Raw genomic sequence first — 17,520 nt, forward strand, 5'->3', positions numbered from 1 at the left:
GTTGGAGACAACTAAGTAGCGTGTCCCCTTAATTCCAGATTGAGAAAAACCATAACGTTACGTCCACTTCACAAAAATACAATCGGCGAATATCGCGGTCGGACGGTGTAGATTCACATCCTTGTTCGGCGCTAATATCGCTGGCTAGTTGATACCTAGAAGCTAAATTCTAAAAAAGAGAGTCATATCCAATGAGTTTTTTAGATGCGCTAAAAACACGCCAAGCCTTGATCGAGAAAATTGGCTATAATGAAGCATACCTTTGCTTAGCAATCGCTCTCTATATTGAAGAGCCTGACGTCGATCAACTTGCCAGCATCGGGCTCACTGAAGGATCCAACGACAAGAAAATAGATTTTATATATCACGATAGAAATTCAAAAAGTTTGGTATTTTCTCAAGGGTATATGGCCAAAAACACAAATGACGAAGCTCCAAGCAATAAAGCGTCCGACCTGAATACCGCCTGTGCCTGGCTGATATCGGGAGACACTGACTACGTCCCAGAAAAACTTCGCGGCATAATTTCCGATTTTAGGGAATCCATAAAAAACGGAGACATAGAGCATATTGATTTGCTTTATGTTCACAATCTACCGGAATCTATAAATGTCACCCGCGAACTTCAAACAGTAGAGAGCCACTTGCGGTCCACCTTATCAAATGATTCCATCACAATAAGATCACAAGAACTCGGAAAAACAAAAATAGAGCATCTATTTACTGCACAAGATTCCCACATAGAAGTAACTGATTCAATTGAATTTCCTGGGGAAATCGGAATCCATCAGAACGGTGACAACTGGTCCGCCGGTGTAGCCACAGTAGCTGGGAATTGGCTTCACCAACTATATGAAAAATACGGAGATAAACTATACAGCGCAAATTATCGCGGCTTTCTTGGTTCAGATGGTCGGCGACGAGTAAACCATGGAATTCGCGAAACAGCAGAAAAAGAGCCAGGTAATTTTTGGGCGTACAATAATGGCATCACAATATTAACACTATCCATCGGAAAGAATAGCAACGGAAAAAGAATACTAAAAGGCATATCTATAATAAATGGCGCCCAAACATCTGGCAGCATCGGATCGATAGATACAAAGAAAATACAACTAGACAATGTTAATATTTTATGTCGCGTAATTGAATGCTCGGATCAACTAACAATTGACAAAATAGTCCGATTCAATAACACGCAAAATATAATCACCACATGGGATCGATTCAGCAATGACCCGGATCAAAAGAGATTATCAGATGAATTTCAGGAACTTGGGTATGCGTACAACAGAAAACGTGGCTTTAATAATCAAGGCGATCAAATAGGAATCGAGCAGGTACTCCAACCTCTATTAGCATTTCATGGTCGACCGAGAGACGCTGTTCGCGGAAAGAATCAATTATTCCTACAAAAGCATCTTTATGGAGATGCTTTTGAGAACAAAAAAGCGCGACACATTATTTTTGTTTACTCTCTCGCCCGTGCGATTGATAATAAAAGATTAGAATTAAAAGAAAAATCCACGACAGAAACATTAATATCCATTGAGAAATCTCAACTAAATTTACTGCGGAATTTAAACTTTAAATCCTTTTTGATCGCCACGATATCCGGCAGCTTAGAGGTCATAGTTGGAAAATACTGCGATCCTATTACAGTTAGCTTTAAGCCAAACGCAATAAAAGGAACTGTACTTACTGATCTATCAACAAGATGGTTGCCAGTTGTCGAATCCATACTCCCTCTACTAACATCTATTGTTGACCCTGATACATTTTTTAAAAACCTCAGCAGCCAAGACAATTACTTGGCACAAGTGAAATTGCAGCTCGACGCAATGATGGTTGCGACAAACCAGCAAGAAAAATGCCGGGATTTCTCGACGATAGTCGCAGCCACTTGACGAATTAAAGGGACACAACGTAATTCACGCTCCAAAAAGCCCAAGTCTCTCATCCCCTCACCCGGCCTCATTCCACGAAAAAGCCCGTCACCCAGCCCGCTCCCACGCCTCAATCAACGCCTTCATTTTCCGCACCGCCGCTTCGGGAGCGGTCAGAACCGGCCGTTCGGTCACGACTCGGCAGTCCGGGGCAGCTGGGGACATGGAGAAATGGGCCAGCAGGAAGACATCCGCGTCTTTCGTGCGGGCGACCGCCTCGGCGATGAGGCGGTTGTGGGTTTCGGCGTCGCCATCGTTCAGTGCCTCCCGCGCCCCCTCGGCGAACACCGTCGTCAGGCATGCATCCGACTTCCGCCGCGCCGCCTCTTCGCGGAATTCCTCTGCCATACCCTCGACCGCCGCCGGGAAGGTGTAGATCATCGCAACACGGGTGCCGTGGCCGAAGGCCTCCTCGAACATGGCTTCGTTCGGTTTCAGGACCGGCAGCGGCGATGTGCGCGCGGCCTCTTCGATTGCTTCACCAAAGGCCGAACAGGTGTAGAGAATGCCCGCCGGCCCCGTTCCCTCGGCATAGCGCGCGAGCGCAATGATCCGCGCCGCCAGGTCCGGCGTCAGCGCAGCCTCTTTCGCACGGTCGACCGACAGGCCCTCGTCCAGCAGGGAGAGAATTTCAGCCTCCGGCCATGCCTCCCGGAACGCCGCCTCTACCGGGGCTATGGCGAGCGGTGTTGCGTGGATCAGGGAAAGACGGACTGGATCGGACATTTCTGAGTTCCTGAAATTCAGCGCTTACGGGGACACAAGACCGGGTTCAGCCGGTTTCACTCCCCCTCATACCGATACCGAAAATCACAGTGGCTGGCACCACTCATGATGGTCTGGCCGCGTTCCATTGTGATCTTGTCGGAATAGCCCTCGCAGAAGCTGCCGTCCCGGTTGCAGGACAAGAGGTGGCCGATTTCGCCGAGGCCCATTTCCCGGTACATCTCGGCATAGCGGCAGCGGGTGACGTTGAAGTGGAATGTGTCTTCCGTCCGCTCCAGCTCCTCCGTCTCCAGCGCCCCGCCATGGGTCCAGAGGCTGTAGAGATCCTGGAAGCTGCGCATGTCGCGGTCCGGGCCGTCGCGTTCGGCGAAGGTGCGGGCCTGGGCGATGGCGGCCTTGCGGATGGCGTTGCCGATGATCTTCTGCGCCGCCGCCGCGCCGACCTCCGCCACCATCTCCTCGTAGAGCGGCTTGATCACGTTCGCCTCGATGCGGCGAAGCTCGATGATGGGAAGGTCGGTCATGGCGTGTCTCCGGTGTGTTAGCGGCCCGGCTCTTTAGCGGCCTAATTCTTCAACGACCAAGCGTGCCGCCCTTCAGCGAGCGCGGGTCGCGCAGGCCCCAGCGGCCGGCCTCGACCTCGTGGAAGAAGTCGAGAATGGTGCGGTTGAACAGGGCCGGCTCCTCGATATTGAGGGTGTGGCCCGTATTCGGGAACATGGCGTGCCCGGCGGACGGGATGGTGCGCTTCATCAGCAGGCCCGGCTCAAGGCAGCTTTCGTCCTCGTCCCCGTTCACGATCAAAGTCGGCACGGTCAGCGCCGCCATCTGCTCCCGCAGCTCCCAGAGCGACGGCCGGTTGGCCTGCACGCCGCGCAGGGTGTTGGCGGAGCCTTTCGAGGAATGCTCGCCGAGCTGGGCCGCGAATTCCGCCCAGCCGCGCGGGTCCTTGTTCTGGAGTTGAACACGGGCCGGCTCCAGCGCGTAGACGGGCGCGACCTTGTCCATGCCCTCGCCCTCGATCTTGTCCGCGAGCAGGTTCGACTGTTTCTTGAAATCGTCCCGCCGGTCGGGGTCGGCGCCATAGCCGCAGCCCGCGACAACCAGCGACAGGGCTCGCTCCGGATAGGCGAGGCCGAAATGCAGGGTGGCGAAACCGCCCATGGAGAGGCCGACGATATGCGCCGCCTCGATATCCATGGCATCCAGCACCGCCCTGATATCGTCCCGCGCCCGGGCTTGCGAATAGTGCGCCGGGTCTTCCGGCACGTCCGACGGCGGATAGCCGCGGGCGCCGTAGGTGATGCAGGTGTAGTAGCGGGACAGCGCCCGGACCTGCGGCTCCCAGCTCCTGTGATCGCCGGCGAATTCATGCACGAAGACGACAGGCGTCCCCTCACCGATCGTCTCGCAATAGAGCGACACGCCGTCATCCGTTTTCACATAGCCCATTCCAGCCTCCCCGTTCCTTATTGGTTGGCTGTGACTATGCAGGATCGGCGGGCGGCGCCCAAGGGGCCGGATTGCGAATGAACTGTTCCTGCAGCGGCGCGGGTCGCGGTGTCAGAGGAAGTGATGGAACGGCGCGATCTCTATCCCCGCCGCCTCCAGAGAGGTCCGGAGTGCCCGTGCCATCTGCACGCCCGCCGGATTGTCGCCATGCACGCAGATCGTGTCGATCCGGCCCTTGATGCGCTTGCCGCTCCTGGTGATGACAGCGCCTTCCTCCAGCATGGCCAGGACGGATGCGGCGGCCGCTTCGGCGTCATGGATCACGGCGCCGGGCTCGCTGCGCGGCACCAGATTGCCGTTATCCTGATAGGCCCGGTCAGCGAAGATCTCACGCGCCAGGCGCAGACCGGCAGCCTCGCCCGCCCGTTCCGTCGCCATGCCCGGCATGACCACCAGGATCAGGTCCGGGTCGACGGACTTCGTCGCTCGGGCAATGGCACCGGCCACGCTTTCATCTTCCGCCACCAGATTGCCAAGCGCGCCATGGGTCTTCACATGGGTCACCTTCACCCCTTCCAGAGCGGCAAGCCCCATCAGGGCACCGATCTGGTAGGCGGTCTGTTTCTCCAGATCGGCCAGGCTGTCGCCGGCGATCTTGCGGCGTCCGAAACCCCAGAGATCGAGATAGCCCGGATGCGCCCCGATCCCGACACCGCCGTCCCGCGCCCGGATCACGGTCTCCCGCATCACATTCGGATCGCCCGCATGAAAGCCGCAGGCGACGTTAGCGCTGGAGACGATCGAGAGCATGTCGGCATCGGCGCCCAGCTCGTAGGCTCCCCAGCTTTCCCCGAGATCGGAATTGAGATCGACGCGCATGTTTTCAGGCTCCGGTTACCCCACCATATGGGCATACCGCGTCTGAAACCTCGATTGAAGCCCGACTGACGAAGATTTCGATCAGTCGCCCTGTTTGATATCAAGCGTGACCAGCCGCGTGCTGACATCGTCCGGGGACGGAGTTTCAACGAAACCGAGATCTCGGCAGAGCGCGAGCATCGCCTTGTTCTCCGACATCACGTAGCCGAACATCTTTTGCAGGCCGCGCGAATGGGCGTGCCGGATGAGATCGCCCATCAGGCGGCGGCCAAGCCCCTGCCCCTGCTGGTCGGTCCGGACCAGGGCGGCGAACTCGCAGGTCTCGAAATGCGGATCGGCCGTCAGGCGGGCAACGCCGAGGATTTCACCGTGACTTTCGGCAATCAGCGCCATTTCCCGGTCATAGTCGATCTGGGTAAGACGGGCCGCCGTTTCGTGCGGCAAAGTCTTGACCGGTGCGAAAAACCGCCGTCGCAGATCGTCCTGGGATGATTTCTGGATCAGCTCCAGCAATGCCGGCTCGTCTTCCGGGCGGATCGGACGAACCGTCAGGGACCGTCCGTTATCGAGGCTGATATGCCGCTCCAGATGTTTCGGATAGGGCTGGATGGCAACCGGGATCGCCTTGGACGCCTCCTGCACCCGGACCCTGGCATCCAGGGCAAGAATGCCGAAATCGTTGATGTAGAGCGGGTTGACGTCGAGCTCCCGGATCTCCGGGAAATCCATGGCGATCTGCGAGAGTTTGACCAGCGCCGCCGTCAGCTCCTCAATGGCCGCCGCCGGACGGTTCCGGTAGCCCTGCAGAAGCGACCAGACCCGGGTCCGCTGCACCATGTCGCGCGCCAACGGGATATCGAGCGGCGGCAAGGCAACCGCACTGTCATCCGCGACCTCGACCTCGACCCCGCCCTTGCCGAACAAAATGACCGGCCCGAACACACGGTCCGTGGTGATGCCAATGATCAGCTCTTCCGCATGCGGCATCGCCGCCATACGCTGGACCGCGAAGCCGTCGATCCGGGCTTCCGGCTTCACACGCGCCACGGTCCGGAGCATTTCTTCCGCCGCCGCCACAACCTGCTGACGGCCGGTCAGATCGAGACGCACACCGCCGACATCGCTCTTGTGCGTGATATCGTGGCTGAGAATTTTCAGCACGACGTGGTTGCCAAGCTCGACAGCGGCGAGCCCCGCCTCGTCCGGCGTCTTGGCTATCACGGTTTCCACGACCGGAATGCCATAGGCGTCCAGCACGTCTTTCGCTTCCGGCTCGGTCAGCCACTCCCGGCCGTCATCAAGCGCCTTCTGGACGACCTTCCGCGCCCGCTCGGTCTCGGGACGGAACCCTTCCGGCAAGGAGGGCGGCGTTTGCATCAGCATGTCCCGGCGGCGCTTGTACCGCACCATGTGCATGAAGCCGGTCACCGCCTGGTTCGGCGTATCGTAGGACGGCACCGACGCCCGGTAAAAAGCCTTCTTCGCCTTTTCCTGCGCCCCTTCACCCACCCAGTTCGTCAGAATCGGCACGCGCGGCTTCCCGGCAACGACACGCTGCACAACCTCCGCCGCCTTGATACTGTCAGCAATCGCGGTCGGGCAGTTCAGCACCAGAACCGCATCGACATTCGGGTCCTTCATCACCTCTTCAAGCGCGGCTTCATAGCGCTCCGGCGGCGCATCGCCGATGATGTCGACAGGATTTCCCCGCGACCAGGTGGACGGCAGCTTGCCATCCAGCGCCGCAATCGTTTCCGGGCTGAGCTCCGCCAGACGGCCGCCCAGCTCGATCAGGGATTCGGTTGCCAGCACCCCAAGACCGCCGCCATTGGTGACAATCGCCAGACGGTCGTTCGCTGCCTTCAGGCCGGTGCCCAGCGTGTTCACCGCGTCGAACAGCTCAAGCAGGTCATACACGCGGAGGATGCCGGCCCGGCGGAAGGCGGCGTTGAAAACAGCATCAGAGCCCGTAAGCGCGCCGGTATGGGAGGCAGCCGCCTTCGCCGCCTCCTTGTTACGACCCGACTTGATGGCGATGACCGGTTTGTTCCGGGCCGCCGCCCGCGCAGCCGACATGAATTTCCGGGGACTGCTAATCGACTCGATATAGAGCAGGATCGCCTTGGTGTTCGGGTCCGCGACCAGGTAATCCAGCATGTCGCCGAAATCGACATCGGTCATGTTGCCGAGCGAAACGACATGGGAGAAGCCGATATTGTGGTGCGCTGCATGGTCAACCACGGCGGACGCGACAGCGCCGCTCTGCGTGACGAACGCAAGATTGCCGGCAGGCGGCGCAATATGCAGGAAAGAGGCATTGAGCCCGATGGGCGGCACCATGATGCCGACGCAGTTCGGCCCGACGACACGCAGCGGATATTGCGACTTGATGCGTTCGATCTCGGCGGCCAGATCGGCGCCGTGGCCATCCGCCTCACCGAAACCGGCAGTGACGACGACAGCGGCCTTTGTTCCCTTTGCCGCCAGGTCCTCCAGCACAGAAGGCACCGACGCGGCCGGAGTACAGATAACCGCGAGATCAGGAACGATCGGAAGATCCGTTACGCTCTTGTAACAAAGCGTGGAGCCGATAGAGGCCTCATGCGGATTGACCGGCAGGACCGGACCGTTGAATGCTCCGCCCAGAAGGTTCCGGGACAACACTTTGCCGACCGACTGCTCGCGGTTACTCGCCCCGATAATGGCGACCGAACTCGGCTGAAAAAGTTTATCCAGATTCCTGATCGACATGGAACGGCCTCATTATGTTGCAGCGCAATATAATAACTATGCCGCCGAAATGTGTCAGTTCTAATGCACTCCGAAGCTAATTTGTCGCAGCGCACAATTTACAGCAGGCATCAGCTCGTTTCCCGACCGGCGCGCGCGTCATCGACCATTCGCGCGAGTTCGGCGATATCCTTCACGACATAAGCGCCACGCGTCCTCTCCAGCAAGTCACTCCGCTCAAGAGCTTTCAGCTCCCGGGTCACCGCTTCACGATGCGTGCTGATCCGGGCGGCGATCTCGGCATGGGTCGGCGGCGGCGAAATGCGCCCGGTCCCATCAACGATGCGCCCGGCCCGCGCCAGACGCAGCAATTCCGCATGGATGCGGTTGCGCACGCCAAGCGTGCTGAACTCGACCACACGTTCCACCAGCGTCCGGATCGAGCCAACCATGCGCTTCATGACGATCTGCGCCATTTCCGGAACTTCTGCAAGCAGCTCCCGGAACAGCTCGGCCGGCATGCAGGCAACGGTCGTCCTGCTCAGCGCAACGATGCTGGCGGAGCGCCGTCCGCCGTCGATTGCGGCAAATTCGCCGAAATGGTCTCCTGTCTTGAGATCGTGAATGATAACGGTCTTTCCGGTTTCGGAAAAAACGGTCACCCGAACATCGCCCCAGCTGATGAAGTAAACGTCGGTCGATTCATCATCGAGATTGATGATCACCTGGTCCGCTTCAAAGTTCCGCCAGCGGCACCTCTTGTCGAGATCGGCGATTTTCGCTTCCGGCAAGCACCGCAGCAAATGACATGCCCCCAGGCTGCGATTCATAGTCGACACTGGCATCTCCCCGCTTTGGTTGCCGACCCTATCATCAATCGTCCGGACCGGCACCGCCCGTAAACCCAAGCACCTTATCTAGCAACAGGGCAGGCCCGCTCACAACCGCTCGTCGAAACCCGCTCTTGCCCGCTCCGCCGGAGTGTTTTGACCTCGAGCCGTCGCCTCAGTGCGGAATCCCACACCGACCGGACGAAAACATCCCTATCTTTCTATTAGCAGAAGGAAGGGATCCGGGCAGCCACCGCAACAGCGATTCCCCCGCCTTGGTGGTGCTCCCCCTTCCGACTGGAAAGAGTGTTTTACCCTGAGAGTCATCTTCAGAGCCGCGCCATAAATGATCGGTCAGGGAACACCCCGCCTCCCTCATCGTTCCGGCGCGGTCTTTTTTTTTTCGACCGCAAATCCGTCCGTCCCAGAGAGGCTGCACCCAGTTAAGAGCCTCCCGCAAAATTCTACTTTTAATCACAAGTTCACTTGCCGCGCCGACGCGCCCACCCTATCTCAGTTCTGTCTGTGGACGGCTTTACAAATGGGGTGCCTTCTGCTGGTCAGTGCCGAGCGTCTCTCCTAAAGCGTGTCTAAGAGTAAGTGACTGAGTAAGTGGTTTTTTTGGAGTTTGTGAAGAGGAGAGGTATCCAGTCATGCCAACGGGTACAGTGAAGTTTTTCAAGACTGACAAAGGCTACGGGTTCATCACACCCGAAGATGGATCACGCGATGTCTTCGTACATGTTTCCGCCGTTCAGAATTCCGGACTGACAACCATCTCCGAAGGCCAGAGGCTGAATTTTGAAGTTCAGGAAGACGCTCGCGGCCCCAAGGCCGTCGATTTGTCGGTCGCGGATTAGAACAGCGCGCACCGCCTGTCCTTCAGCGGTGCCTGAATGAATAAAAACACTCGACCCGGCTGTATCCAGATATAGCCGGCCCCTTTTACGTGCGCCGCCTGTTCCGGCTTTCGCGCTCCGGCTTTCTTCCTCCAGTTTGCCCCCGGCATCCGCTGACGTCTCGGCCTCTCGCGTGTATCTGGCAGATTCACGCTCACCGGCACGTGTTGGCGCTTCACAGACCGCAGCCAAATTGTCATATTCGCGATCGTCCGGACCGAACAAAACCCGCGACCGGTAAATCACCGATGTTCCGGAGGTTCGGAAAATAATACGGGAGGATCACCCTCTAGGCGCGAGAAGACCGGCAAACAGTAGGCTGGCATCGCCTCAAGGCTTCACAAATTCAGGAGATCTCAATGATTAGAGACATCGTGCGCGCCCTCCTCGGCGGCGCAGGTTTGGCGGCGACGGTGCTGGCTGCGGGCGTCGTGCCCTCCAGCGCCAATGCGGACGAACTCAAGGTCGGCTTCGTTTATGTCGGCCCGGTCGGCGACCATGGCTGGACCTATCGCCACGATATCGGCCGCAAGGCCATCGAGGCACAGCTTGCCGGCAAGACCAAGACAACCTTCGTCGAGAACGTGCAGGAAGGCCCCGACGCCGAACGCGTCATCCGCCAGCTTGCCAGCGACGGCAACAAGCTGATCTTCACCACTTCCTTCGGCTTCATGAATCCGACCCTGAAGGTCGCCAAGAAGTTTCCGGATGTGAAGTTCGAGCACGCGACCGGCTACAAGCGCGCCGAGAACGTCTCCACCTATGCCGCGCGCTTCTATGAAGGCCGCTATGTCGCCGGCCTGATCGCCGGCAAGATGACCAAGTCGAACGTGATCGGCTATGTCGGCTCCTTCCCGATTCCTGAAGTGATCCGGGGCATAAACGCCTTTACGCTGGCTCTACGCTCGGTCAATCCGAACGCCGAAGTGAAGGTCGTGTGGGTGAATTCCTGGTACGACCCCGGCAAGGAAGGCGATGCAGCCAAGGCCCTGATCGATCAGGGCGCGGACATCATCCTGCAGCACACCGACTCCCCGGCCCCGCTTCAGGTTGCCGAATCCCGCGGCGTACATGGCTTCGGCCAGGCCTCCGACATGACCAAGTTCGCACCAAAGGCACAGCTTTCCGCAATCATCGATAATTGGGACAGCTACTATGTGGCCCGTGCCAAGGCGGTTCTGGACGGCACCTGGGCGTCCACGGACACCTGGGGTGGCCTGAAGTCCGGGATGGTCGAGATGGCTCCCTTCGGCGCTGCCGTTCCGGAAGACGCAAAAAAACTCGCAAACGAAGCGATCGCCGGCCTCACCGACGGCTCCATCCATGCTTTTGACGGGCCGATCAAGGATCAGAGCGGCGCTATCAAGGTCAAGAAGGGCGAAAAGCTCGATGATGGTGCCCTGCTCGGCATGAACTGGTATGTCGAAGGCGTTCAGGGCAAGATCCCGAACTAATTCAACCAGCGAAACAACGAAACGGCCCCGCCCGTACCCGGCGCGGGGCCGTTTTCATTTGAAAGGCTACTCCATGACCCCTGAGGAAATCCGCGACCGGGTGCTGCATCGGGACGGACTGATCCTGGTCATCGACAAGCCTGCCGGACTACCCGTTCATGAGGGTCCCGGCAGCGGGGACAATCTCGAAGCCTATTTCAAGCATCTGACATATGGCATCCAGCATACACCGGCACTCGGACACCGGCTGGACCGCGACACGAGCGGCTGTCTGGCCCTTGGGCGCAATCCAAAAGGATTGAAGAAGCTTGGAAAACTGTTCCGTGAAGGCCTTGTCGAGAAAACCTACTGGGCAATCACTCACGGAGCTCCAAAAGAGCCGGACGGCCGCATTGAACTGCCGCTGCGAAAAGTCAGCAGCAAGGACAAGGGCTGGCGCATGGTGGTGGATCGGAAAGACGGCCAGGAGAGCGTCACCGACTATCGGGTCGTGAGCGCTGCGGACGGTATGAGCTTCATCGAATGCTTCCCGCGCACCGGCCGGACACACCAGATCCGCGTCCATCTCGCCGCCATCGGCTGCCCGATCGTCGGAGATCCGCTCTATGGCACGGCGCAGGATGGAGAAGAGCCTCTGCAACTCCACTCCCGGGCTCTGCGCCTGCCGATGCAACAGAGCAAACCACCGGTCTATGCGGAAGCACCGCCGCCGCCCCATATGGCTCCCTATCTGGAACGCCTCAGAACAGGTCTGGATATGGAACCGGGCCGGGGTGACAAATAAGGTCGTGGCGGATATGGTGGCTCATCAGGCTCAAAGCCGAGGGAAAAGATCCATGGACATCAAAAGCACCGTTGCCTCCCAGAGTATCGCGAGCACGCAGGCCAAGCCTGTCCAGCGCAACGACGGTCCGCAGGCCCCGGGTCAGCCCCAGGGAACGGCGGGTGCCGTGTCCGTATCCGTACCCGGTGAAAGTCAGAAAGCGTCTGAGCTTGGCGAGAGCGTGAACGATAATCTTTCCAGCGAAGATGCGCTCGCGCTTGCCGGAAGCATTGCCGAACAACTTGCCAACCTGCCGAGTGACACCGGGATCGTCAGCAACCCGGCGCTGCTTGAGGAAGCGGCACGCGGCGTCAGCTAGGGCTCGCAAATCTTTTAGGGACCCGGACTTGGGTCTCAGAGTATGGGGCGCCTGTCGGCGCCCTTTTATTTTGCTTTCAATGCCAACTGTCAGAACGATCTGAGAAAACCGGCTCAGGCGGCCTCGTCCTTGGTTCCGGTTCCCTCGTTCGGCTGGGAAGTTTCTTCCGCCCCGGCAAAGGCTGCCGCGATCCGGCTACTATAGAGGCCAGTCGGATACATCCGGAAATCCCCCTCGAAAAGCTTGATCAGATCAAGCTTTTCCCATCCCTTCGCCGCAGACGGCGAGCTTACGATGCCGGGAGCCGAATCTCTGTAGGTAACAGCTTTCACGATTACGTTCCTTTGCTGGATGATACGCAATCATCTCCAGCAAGAAGCGTGCCCAGTGCTGTTAACTAAAAATGCGGCCAGAGCATCCGGGAGACGGCAAAAGTCGCCATTTCCACATAGAGCAACATGAAGCCGAGCATGATGTAGCGATGCACATCGCTGGTGAATCGCGATTTCTGCGCCATTGCGGTGCGGGTCAGCTCCCCCAGATGGGCACGCATGAAAGCCTGTTTCTTGGCTTCGGAGCCTTGCCAGCTCTGCAGCATCAGGATCGTGCCGACAGTCGCCAGACTGAAAAGCCAGACAAGGTAGAACAGGAACTTGATCAGGCTGACATCGCCCCAGCGGAGCCAGACACCGACCGCCACCACACCGACGCATAGCGCCGAAAAGTAGATCAGCGTGTGCCATTGCTGTGCCTTGGCGAAACGTATGTTCTCCGAGGCGTCGGTATAGAGGGCAAGAAACTCCTGCCGGGTATCGGAATCGATGTCCGGATGAGTGTCATGATGCGCAGCCGCTCGCCGCACGCGTTTCGGGTCCTGTGGGTCCGCTCTGGACAGTCCATCAGCCATGGAAGATCCCTCCAGCCAGTCTGGCTTAGCGAATTATGCGCTTCCGTTCATTATTGAATCAACTGTTTAGGGTCTAATGACGGACAGCGTTTCAGGATTATTTGCGTCTCTCCCTCCCGGATCAGCTCCGGCTCTCCGCCACGCTTGATCAGGTAGGTCCGCCGAGGCTCCGGCGCGGACCAGGTCAGAACCTGATCGACTTCAACCCGGTCACCGGATATCCGGTAGGTCGAGCGCCCCATCTTCAGGACCCGGTCGCCGGAGAGCGTGCCGTGCTTCGGCAGGGCGCGCACATAAATCCCCTGATGAAATACCATCACCGCCGTGCCGCTGCATTTCGCCCGCCCGTCCGGCCCGGCGATACCCCAGACACCCTCGACCTGCGATGCCGCTGAATGAGAGGCACGGGCCACCACGGCAAGCGTGAGGCAGAGCAAGAACGCCGCTCTCCGCACCCGTGCCATGGCTCAGGCCGCGCCCTTCTTCTTGGCCAGGAAGGCCTGCATCATGGCCTGCGGCTCGCCAGTCTCGTAGGCGGCGGCAAAGGCTTCGATACCGGCCTCAATGGCTTCTTCCAGCGGCTCCTCTTCCCACACCTTCAACAGCTGCTTCTGGATGCGGATCGCCGCCGGGCCGGCCTTAGCAATTTCCGTCGCCATATCCTCCGCGATCTCGAACAGCGAGTCAGACGTCACCATGCGCTCGACAAAGCCCCAATCGCGGGCCGTCCGGAGATCAATCGTGGCACCGGTATAGATCAAATAGGAGGCTTTTCCCCAGCCGATCAGCCGCGGCAACAGGGCCGCCTCGATAACCGACGGAATGCCGACCTTGACTTCCGGCATACCGAACTTGGCATTCTCTCCGGCAATCCGGATATCGCAGGCCGCCGCGACTTCCATGCCTGCACCGAGGCAGTAGCCGTCAATGGCGGCGATCACCGGCACGCGGCATTCTCGGATCGCCTTCATCAGGCCGTGCAGGCCGGAAATGAAAGCTTCCGCACTGTCTGCGTCGCAGGCCGCCATCTCGTTGATATCGGCGCCGCCGATGAAGGCCTTATGCCCGGCACCGCGCAGGATCACGGCACGAATGGTATCGTCGTCGTCAAGCCCGGTGACAGCGGCAGTCAGCTCCTCAATCGCCGCCGAATTGACGATGTTGAGTTTCTGACTGTTGTCCCAGGTGATGGTGACAACAATCCCTGTGCCCAGTTCCTTGCGACCGATTTCAACCGGCATTCTCTGTCTCCCCACTGTCTTCCGGGCGCGCATCAAACGGCTCGCCGCCAAACTCTCTGATCATTTGCCGGATTGCGTCGGCGACTTCCTCCAGCGCAGCCTCGTCCGTGCCGCGCGCTACCAGCGTGGTGCCGAACCCGCCAGCCCGGTAATAGGGGTAACTGCCAATCTCCACGTCAGGGAAGCGGTCCTGGATCGCACCAAGCGGAGCAGCGACCGTACCCTCCCCGATTGTGCAGCTGACGGAGCGGGATTTCATCTTGGTGCCGTGCTTCAAGATCGGCAGGAGTTCCAGCACCATCGCCTGGAACACGCTCGGCACGCCGGCCATGACATGCACGTTGCCGATGATGAAGCCCGGCGCGACCGAGACAACATTATCGATCAGCGTCGCCCCTTCCGGAGTCTCCGCCATCTTCTTCCGGGCCTCGTTGAATTCCCGGCCGATGGTTTCGTAATGCACCGCCATCCGCCGCATCGCTTCAGGATTACGGATCACCGGCTTGTTGAAGGCTGCGGCGATAGAGGCGCAGGTGATGTCATCATGGGTCGGGCCGATCCCGCCGGAGGTGAAGACATAGGTATAGGCCTCCGAGAGCGCCCGGGCCGCCGAGACGATTTCGCCCTCCTCGTCCCGCACCACCCGGACTTCGGAAAGCCGGATACCGGTTTCGGTCAGCTTCTCGGCAAGGAAACCAAGGTTCTTGTCCTTAGTGCGTCCGGACAGGATTTCGTTACCGATGATAAGGAAGGCGGCAGTGACGGTTTCGTCTGACATGATCGACCGGGATTGCTATGACGGAAAAGGAAAATAGAGCCCCGGAAACATGGAACAACGGACGCCCCTATGCAACTTCCGTCGCCGCTGTATGAAGGCACCCTGATCCAGCGCTACAAGCGCTTTCTCGCCGATGTCCGGCTGCTGGACGGAACGGAGGTGACGGCCCACTGTCCCAATCCGGGTGGCATGATCGGCCTGAAGGACCCAGGCTCCCGGGTCTGGCTCTCCAAATCGGACAATCCGAAACGCAAGCTCGCCTATACTTTCGAGCTTATCGAGACGTCCGGCGGCCTTGTCGGTATCAACACCGGCCATCCGAACGCCATCGTCGAGGAAGCTGTGCGGGACGGCACCATCACCGAACTCTCCGGATACGAAAGCCTCCGGCGCGAAGTGAAGTATGGCGAAAATTCCCGGATCGACCTCTATCTCGAGGATCCCGCGAAGGGCATTTGCTACGCCGAAGTGAAGAACGTTCACCTGAAGCGCGACGATGGCCCGAACCCCGGCGCCGCCGAGTTTCCGGACGCCGTCACCAAGCGCGGAGCCAAACATCTGGTCGAACTCGGCAACGAAGTCGCCAGGGGGAATAGAGCTATCATGGTCTATCTGGTGCAGCGCATGGACTGCGACCGGTTCTGCATCGCCGAGGATATCGACCCCGGCTATGCCGAGGCATTGCGGGTCGCGCGCAAGGCCGGTGTCGAGGCGATCTGCTACGACACGTCAATCACCACCGAGGCTATTTCAGTCCGCCGCCAACTTCCCATTGTCTGGCCCTGACGGCGTTTTCCGGGCCGGATTGACTTGACGCTCGCGCCCTCGGGTCGCATTTATGGCAGACACATTTACTGACATTGCCCGGCCCGCGCCGCGCACTTTGGAACAGCATGCAAGATCCTTCACTCGCCCAGGATGAGAATTACCGCGCCATCAAGCTGCACGGCCCGCTCGACTTTCAGGGCATGCGCCTGGCCGGACGCCTGGCTGCGGAAACGCTCGATTTCATCACGCCACATGTCAAACCGGGTGTGACCACCGAGGAGCTGGACCAGCTCTCCCACGACTTCATTCTGGAGCATGGCGCGACCCCGGCACCGCTTGGCTACAAGGGCTTTCCGAAGTCGATCTGCACCTCGATCAATCATGTTGTCTGTCATGGCATTCCCGGCCCCCGGAAACTGGAAAACGGCGATATCCTCAACATCGACGTCACCGTTATCCTGAATGGCTGGCACGGCGACACCAGCCGGATGTACGGCGTCGGCAAGGTCGGCGTGAAGGCGCGCCGGCTGATGGACATAACCTACGAAAGCCTGATGCGCGGCATTGCCGTGGTGAAGCCGGGTGCAACGCTCGGCGACATTGGTTACGCGATCCAGACCTATGCCGAGGGCGAACGCTGCTCCGTGGTGCGCGATTTCTGCGGCCATGGCCTCGGCCGGACCTTCCATGCTGCGCCGAGCGTGCTGCATTACGGCGAGAAAGGCACCGGCCCGATCCTGCAGGAAGGCATGTTCTTCACCATCGAGCCGATGATCAATGACGGCAAATACGCCGTGAAGATTCTGCCGGACGGCTGGACAGCCGTGACCCGCGACCGTTCCCTCTCCGCCCAGTTCGAGCATTCGATCGGTGTGACGGCAGACGGCTGCGAAATCTTCACGGAGTCCCCCAAGGGCTATACCAAGCCGCCCTACGCGGACTGATCTCCCTACCGGCCGAAAAAACACACCCGCCCCTTCCATGATCATTTCAGTGAGTGATCGAAGGGGAGGCTTCATTCGTGCCACGGGACCTAGTGAGTCCGGACTTCAATTCCGGACACCGGCGCCGGCTCCGGGAACGTTTTCTGAAATCCGGCCCGGACACTATCGCGGATTATGAGCTGCTAGAGCTGGTGCTGTTTCAGTCCCGGCCGCGCGGGGATGTAAAGCCTCTCGCCAAGTCCCTGCTGGAACGGTTTGGCAGCTTTGCCGAAACCATCTCCGCGCCGGCGGAAGACCTGATGAAGGTCCGCGGCGTCGGGGAGAGCACGGCGATTGCCCTCACAAGTATCCGTGCCGCCGCTGTGAGGCTGATGCGGGAGGAGGTCCAGGAACGCGCCGTCGTCTCCTCCTGGGATCAGCTGATTGCCTATTGCCGGGCGGCGATGGGATTCTCGAAACGCGAACAGTTTCGTGTGCTCTTCCTCGACAAGAAAAACCGGATTATCGCCGACGAGGTGCAGCAGGAAGGCACAGTCGATCACACGCCGGTCTATCCCCGCGAGGTGGTGGCACGCGCGCTCGATCTCGGAGCGACTGCGCTGATCCTTGTGCATAACCATCCGAGTGGCGACACCACGCCGTCCAAGGCCGATATCGACATGACCGGCCAGATCCAGCGGGCAGCGTCAGCGCTCGGCATTGTGCTGCACGACCACATCATCGTCGGCCGGGCCGCGCATACCAGTTTCAAGGCGCAAGGCCTGATATGAGGGAATGAGGGTCAGCAAAGGCCCATTCTTCGCTTATCGGACGTTCATGGAACT

Annotated in this window: 19 protein-coding genes; 8 read left to right on the forward strand and 11 right to left on the reverse strand. The window is 59.1% G+C overall.

What is annotated here, in order from left to right; translation table 11 throughout:
- Positions 1-191: 191 nt before the first annotated feature.
- Positions 192-1,907: an AIPR family protein gene (locus K328_RS26270; protein WP_084608128.1), complete on the forward strand. Its 1,716-nt coding sequence runs from the start codon at positions 192-194 to the stop codon at positions 1,905-1,907.
- Positions 1,908-1,994: 87 nt separating this feature from the next.
- On the opposite strand, the gene K328_RS0106595 is transcribed toward K328_RS26270, so the two are convergent.
- From K328_RS0106595 to K328_RS0106620, 6 genes are all read right to left on the reverse strand, one after another.
- The gene (locus K328_RS0106595) at positions 1,995-2,672 is read right to left on the reverse strand and encodes an arylsulfatase (protein WP_028465298.1); all 678 of its coding nucleotides are present in this window, start codon (positions 2,670-2,672) and stop codon (positions 1,995-1,997) included.
- A 56-nt stretch (positions 2,673-2,728) separates the two neighbouring features.
- Complete coding sequence (locus K328_RS0106600; protein WP_028465299.1) at positions 2,729-3,196, reverse strand: L-2-amino-thiazoline-4-carboxylic acid hydrolase; 468 nt, start codon at positions 3,194-3,196, stop codon at positions 2,729-2,731.
- Positions 3,197-3,245: 49 nt separating this feature from the next.
- Entirely contained in the window at positions 3,246-4,124 is an 879-nt protein-coding gene (locus K328_RS0106605; protein WP_028465300.1) for an alpha/beta fold hydrolase, read from the reverse strand.
- Positions 4,125-4,235: 111 nt separating this feature from the next.
- A complete protein-coding gene (locus K328_RS0106610; protein ID WP_028465301.1) occupies positions 4,236-5,003 on the reverse strand; it encodes a LamB/YcsF family protein in 768 nt (255 codons plus the stop codon).
- A gap of 81 nt (positions 5,004-5,084) precedes the next feature.
- The gene (locus K328_RS0106615) at positions 5,085-7,754 is read right to left on the reverse strand and encodes a bifunctional acetate--CoA ligase family protein/GNAT family N-acetyltransferase (protein WP_028465302.1); all 2,670 of its coding nucleotides are present in this window, start codon (positions 7,752-7,754) and stop codon (positions 5,085-5,087) included.
- Positions 7,755-7,864: 110 nt separating this feature from the next.
- The gene (locus K328_RS0106620) at positions 7,865-8,563 is read right to left on the reverse strand and encodes a Crp/Fnr family transcriptional regulator (RefSeq protein WP_028465303.1); all 699 of its coding nucleotides are present in this window, start codon (positions 8,561-8,563) and stop codon (positions 7,865-7,867) included.
- A gap of 653 nt (positions 8,564-9,216) precedes the next feature.
- On the opposite strand from K328_RS0106620, the gene K328_RS26275 reads away from it, so the two are divergent.
- The 4 genes from K328_RS26275 to K328_RS0106645 all read left to right on the forward strand — a co-directional run bounded on the left by K328_RS26275 (position 9,217) and on the right by K328_RS0106645 (position 12,058).
- On the forward strand, positions 9,217-9,423 hold the full coding sequence (locus tag K328_RS26275; RefSeq protein ID WP_028465304.1) for a cold-shock protein: 207 nt from the start codon (positions 9,217-9,219) through the stop codon (positions 9,421-9,423).
- A 398-nt stretch (positions 9,424-9,821) separates the two neighbouring features.
- Complete coding sequence (locus K328_RS0106635; protein WP_051284600.1) at positions 9,822-10,916, forward strand: BMP family ABC transporter substrate-binding protein; 1,095 nt, start codon at positions 9,822-9,824, stop codon at positions 10,914-10,916.
- A gap of 73 nt (positions 10,917-10,989) precedes the next feature.
- Positions 10,990-11,700 carry an RluA family pseudouridine synthase gene (locus K328_RS22855; RefSeq protein ID WP_051284601.1) on the forward strand — a complete coding sequence of 237 codons (711 nt, stop codon included), beginning with the start codon at positions 10,990-10,992 and terminating at the stop codon, positions 11,698-11,700.
- A gap of 52 nt (positions 11,701-11,752) precedes the next feature.
- The gene (locus K328_RS0106645) at positions 11,753-12,058 is read left to right on the forward strand and encodes a hypothetical protein (RefSeq protein ID WP_028465306.1); all 306 of its coding nucleotides are present in this window, start codon (positions 11,753-11,755) and stop codon (positions 12,056-12,058) included.
- 113 nt (positions 12,059-12,171) lie between these two features.
- On the opposite strand, the gene K328_RS0106650 is transcribed toward K328_RS0106645, so the two are convergent.
- From K328_RS0106650 to K328_RS0106670, 5 genes are all read right to left on the reverse strand, one after another.
- Positions 12,172-12,390, reverse strand: coding sequence for a hypothetical protein (locus K328_RS0106650; RefSeq protein WP_028465307.1), 219 nt, complete (start codon positions 12,388-12,390; stop codon positions 12,172-12,174).
- Between the two features lie 65 nt (positions 12,391-12,455).
- Positions 12,456-12,965, reverse strand: coding sequence for a hypothetical protein (locus tag K328_RS0106655; RefSeq protein WP_028465308.1), 510 nt, complete (start codon positions 12,963-12,965; stop codon positions 12,456-12,458).
- 50 nt (positions 12,966-13,015) lie between these two features.
- Entirely contained in the window at positions 13,016-13,429 is a 414-nt protein-coding gene (locus tag K328_RS0106660) for a hypothetical protein (protein WP_156901185.1), read from the reverse strand.
- A gap of 3 nt (positions 13,430-13,432) precedes the next feature.
- Positions 13,433-14,206: an enoyl-CoA hydratase gene (locus tag K328_RS0106665; protein ID WP_051284602.1), complete on the reverse strand. Its 774-nt coding sequence runs from the start codon at positions 14,204-14,206 to the stop codon at positions 13,433-13,435.
- On the reverse strand, positions 14,196-14,984 hold the full coding sequence (locus K328_RS0106670) for a competence/damage-inducible protein A (RefSeq protein ID WP_028465311.1): 789 nt from the start codon (positions 14,982-14,984) through the stop codon (positions 14,196-14,198). The genes K328_RS0106665 and K328_RS0106670 overlap by 11 nt, the downstream gene beginning before the upstream one ends.
- A gap of 69 nt (positions 14,985-15,053) precedes the next feature.
- Here K328_RS0106670 and sfsA point away from each other — a divergent pair, with 69 nt between their 5' ends.
- The 3 genes from sfsA to radC all read left to right on the forward strand — a co-directional run bounded on the left by sfsA (position 15,054) and on the right by radC (position 17,466).
- Positions 15,054-15,770: a DNA/RNA nuclease SfsA gene (sfsA, locus tag K328_RS0106675; RefSeq protein WP_028465312.1), complete on the forward strand. Its 717-nt coding sequence runs from the start codon at positions 15,054-15,056 to the stop codon at positions 15,768-15,770.
- Positions 15,771-15,877: 107 nt separating this feature from the next.
- Entirely contained in the window at positions 15,878-16,696 is an 819-nt protein-coding gene (gene map / locus K328_RS0106680; RefSeq protein WP_028465313.1) for a type I methionyl aminopeptidase, read from the forward strand.
- Between the two features lie 77 nt (positions 16,697-16,773).
- The gene (radC, locus tag K328_RS0106685; protein WP_028465314.1) at positions 16,774-17,466 is read left to right on the forward strand and encodes a RadC family protein; all 693 of its coding nucleotides are present in this window, start codon (positions 16,774-16,776) and stop codon (positions 17,464-17,466) included.
- Positions 17,467-17,520: the final 54 nt, after the last annotated feature.

Origin of the sequence: Nisaea denitrificans DSM 18348 (genome assembly GCF_000426505.1) — a bacterium.
In the GTDB taxonomy this organism is placed as follows: Bacteria; Pseudomonadota; Alphaproteobacteria; order Thalassobaculales; family Thalassobaculaceae; genus Nisaea; species Nisaea denitrificans.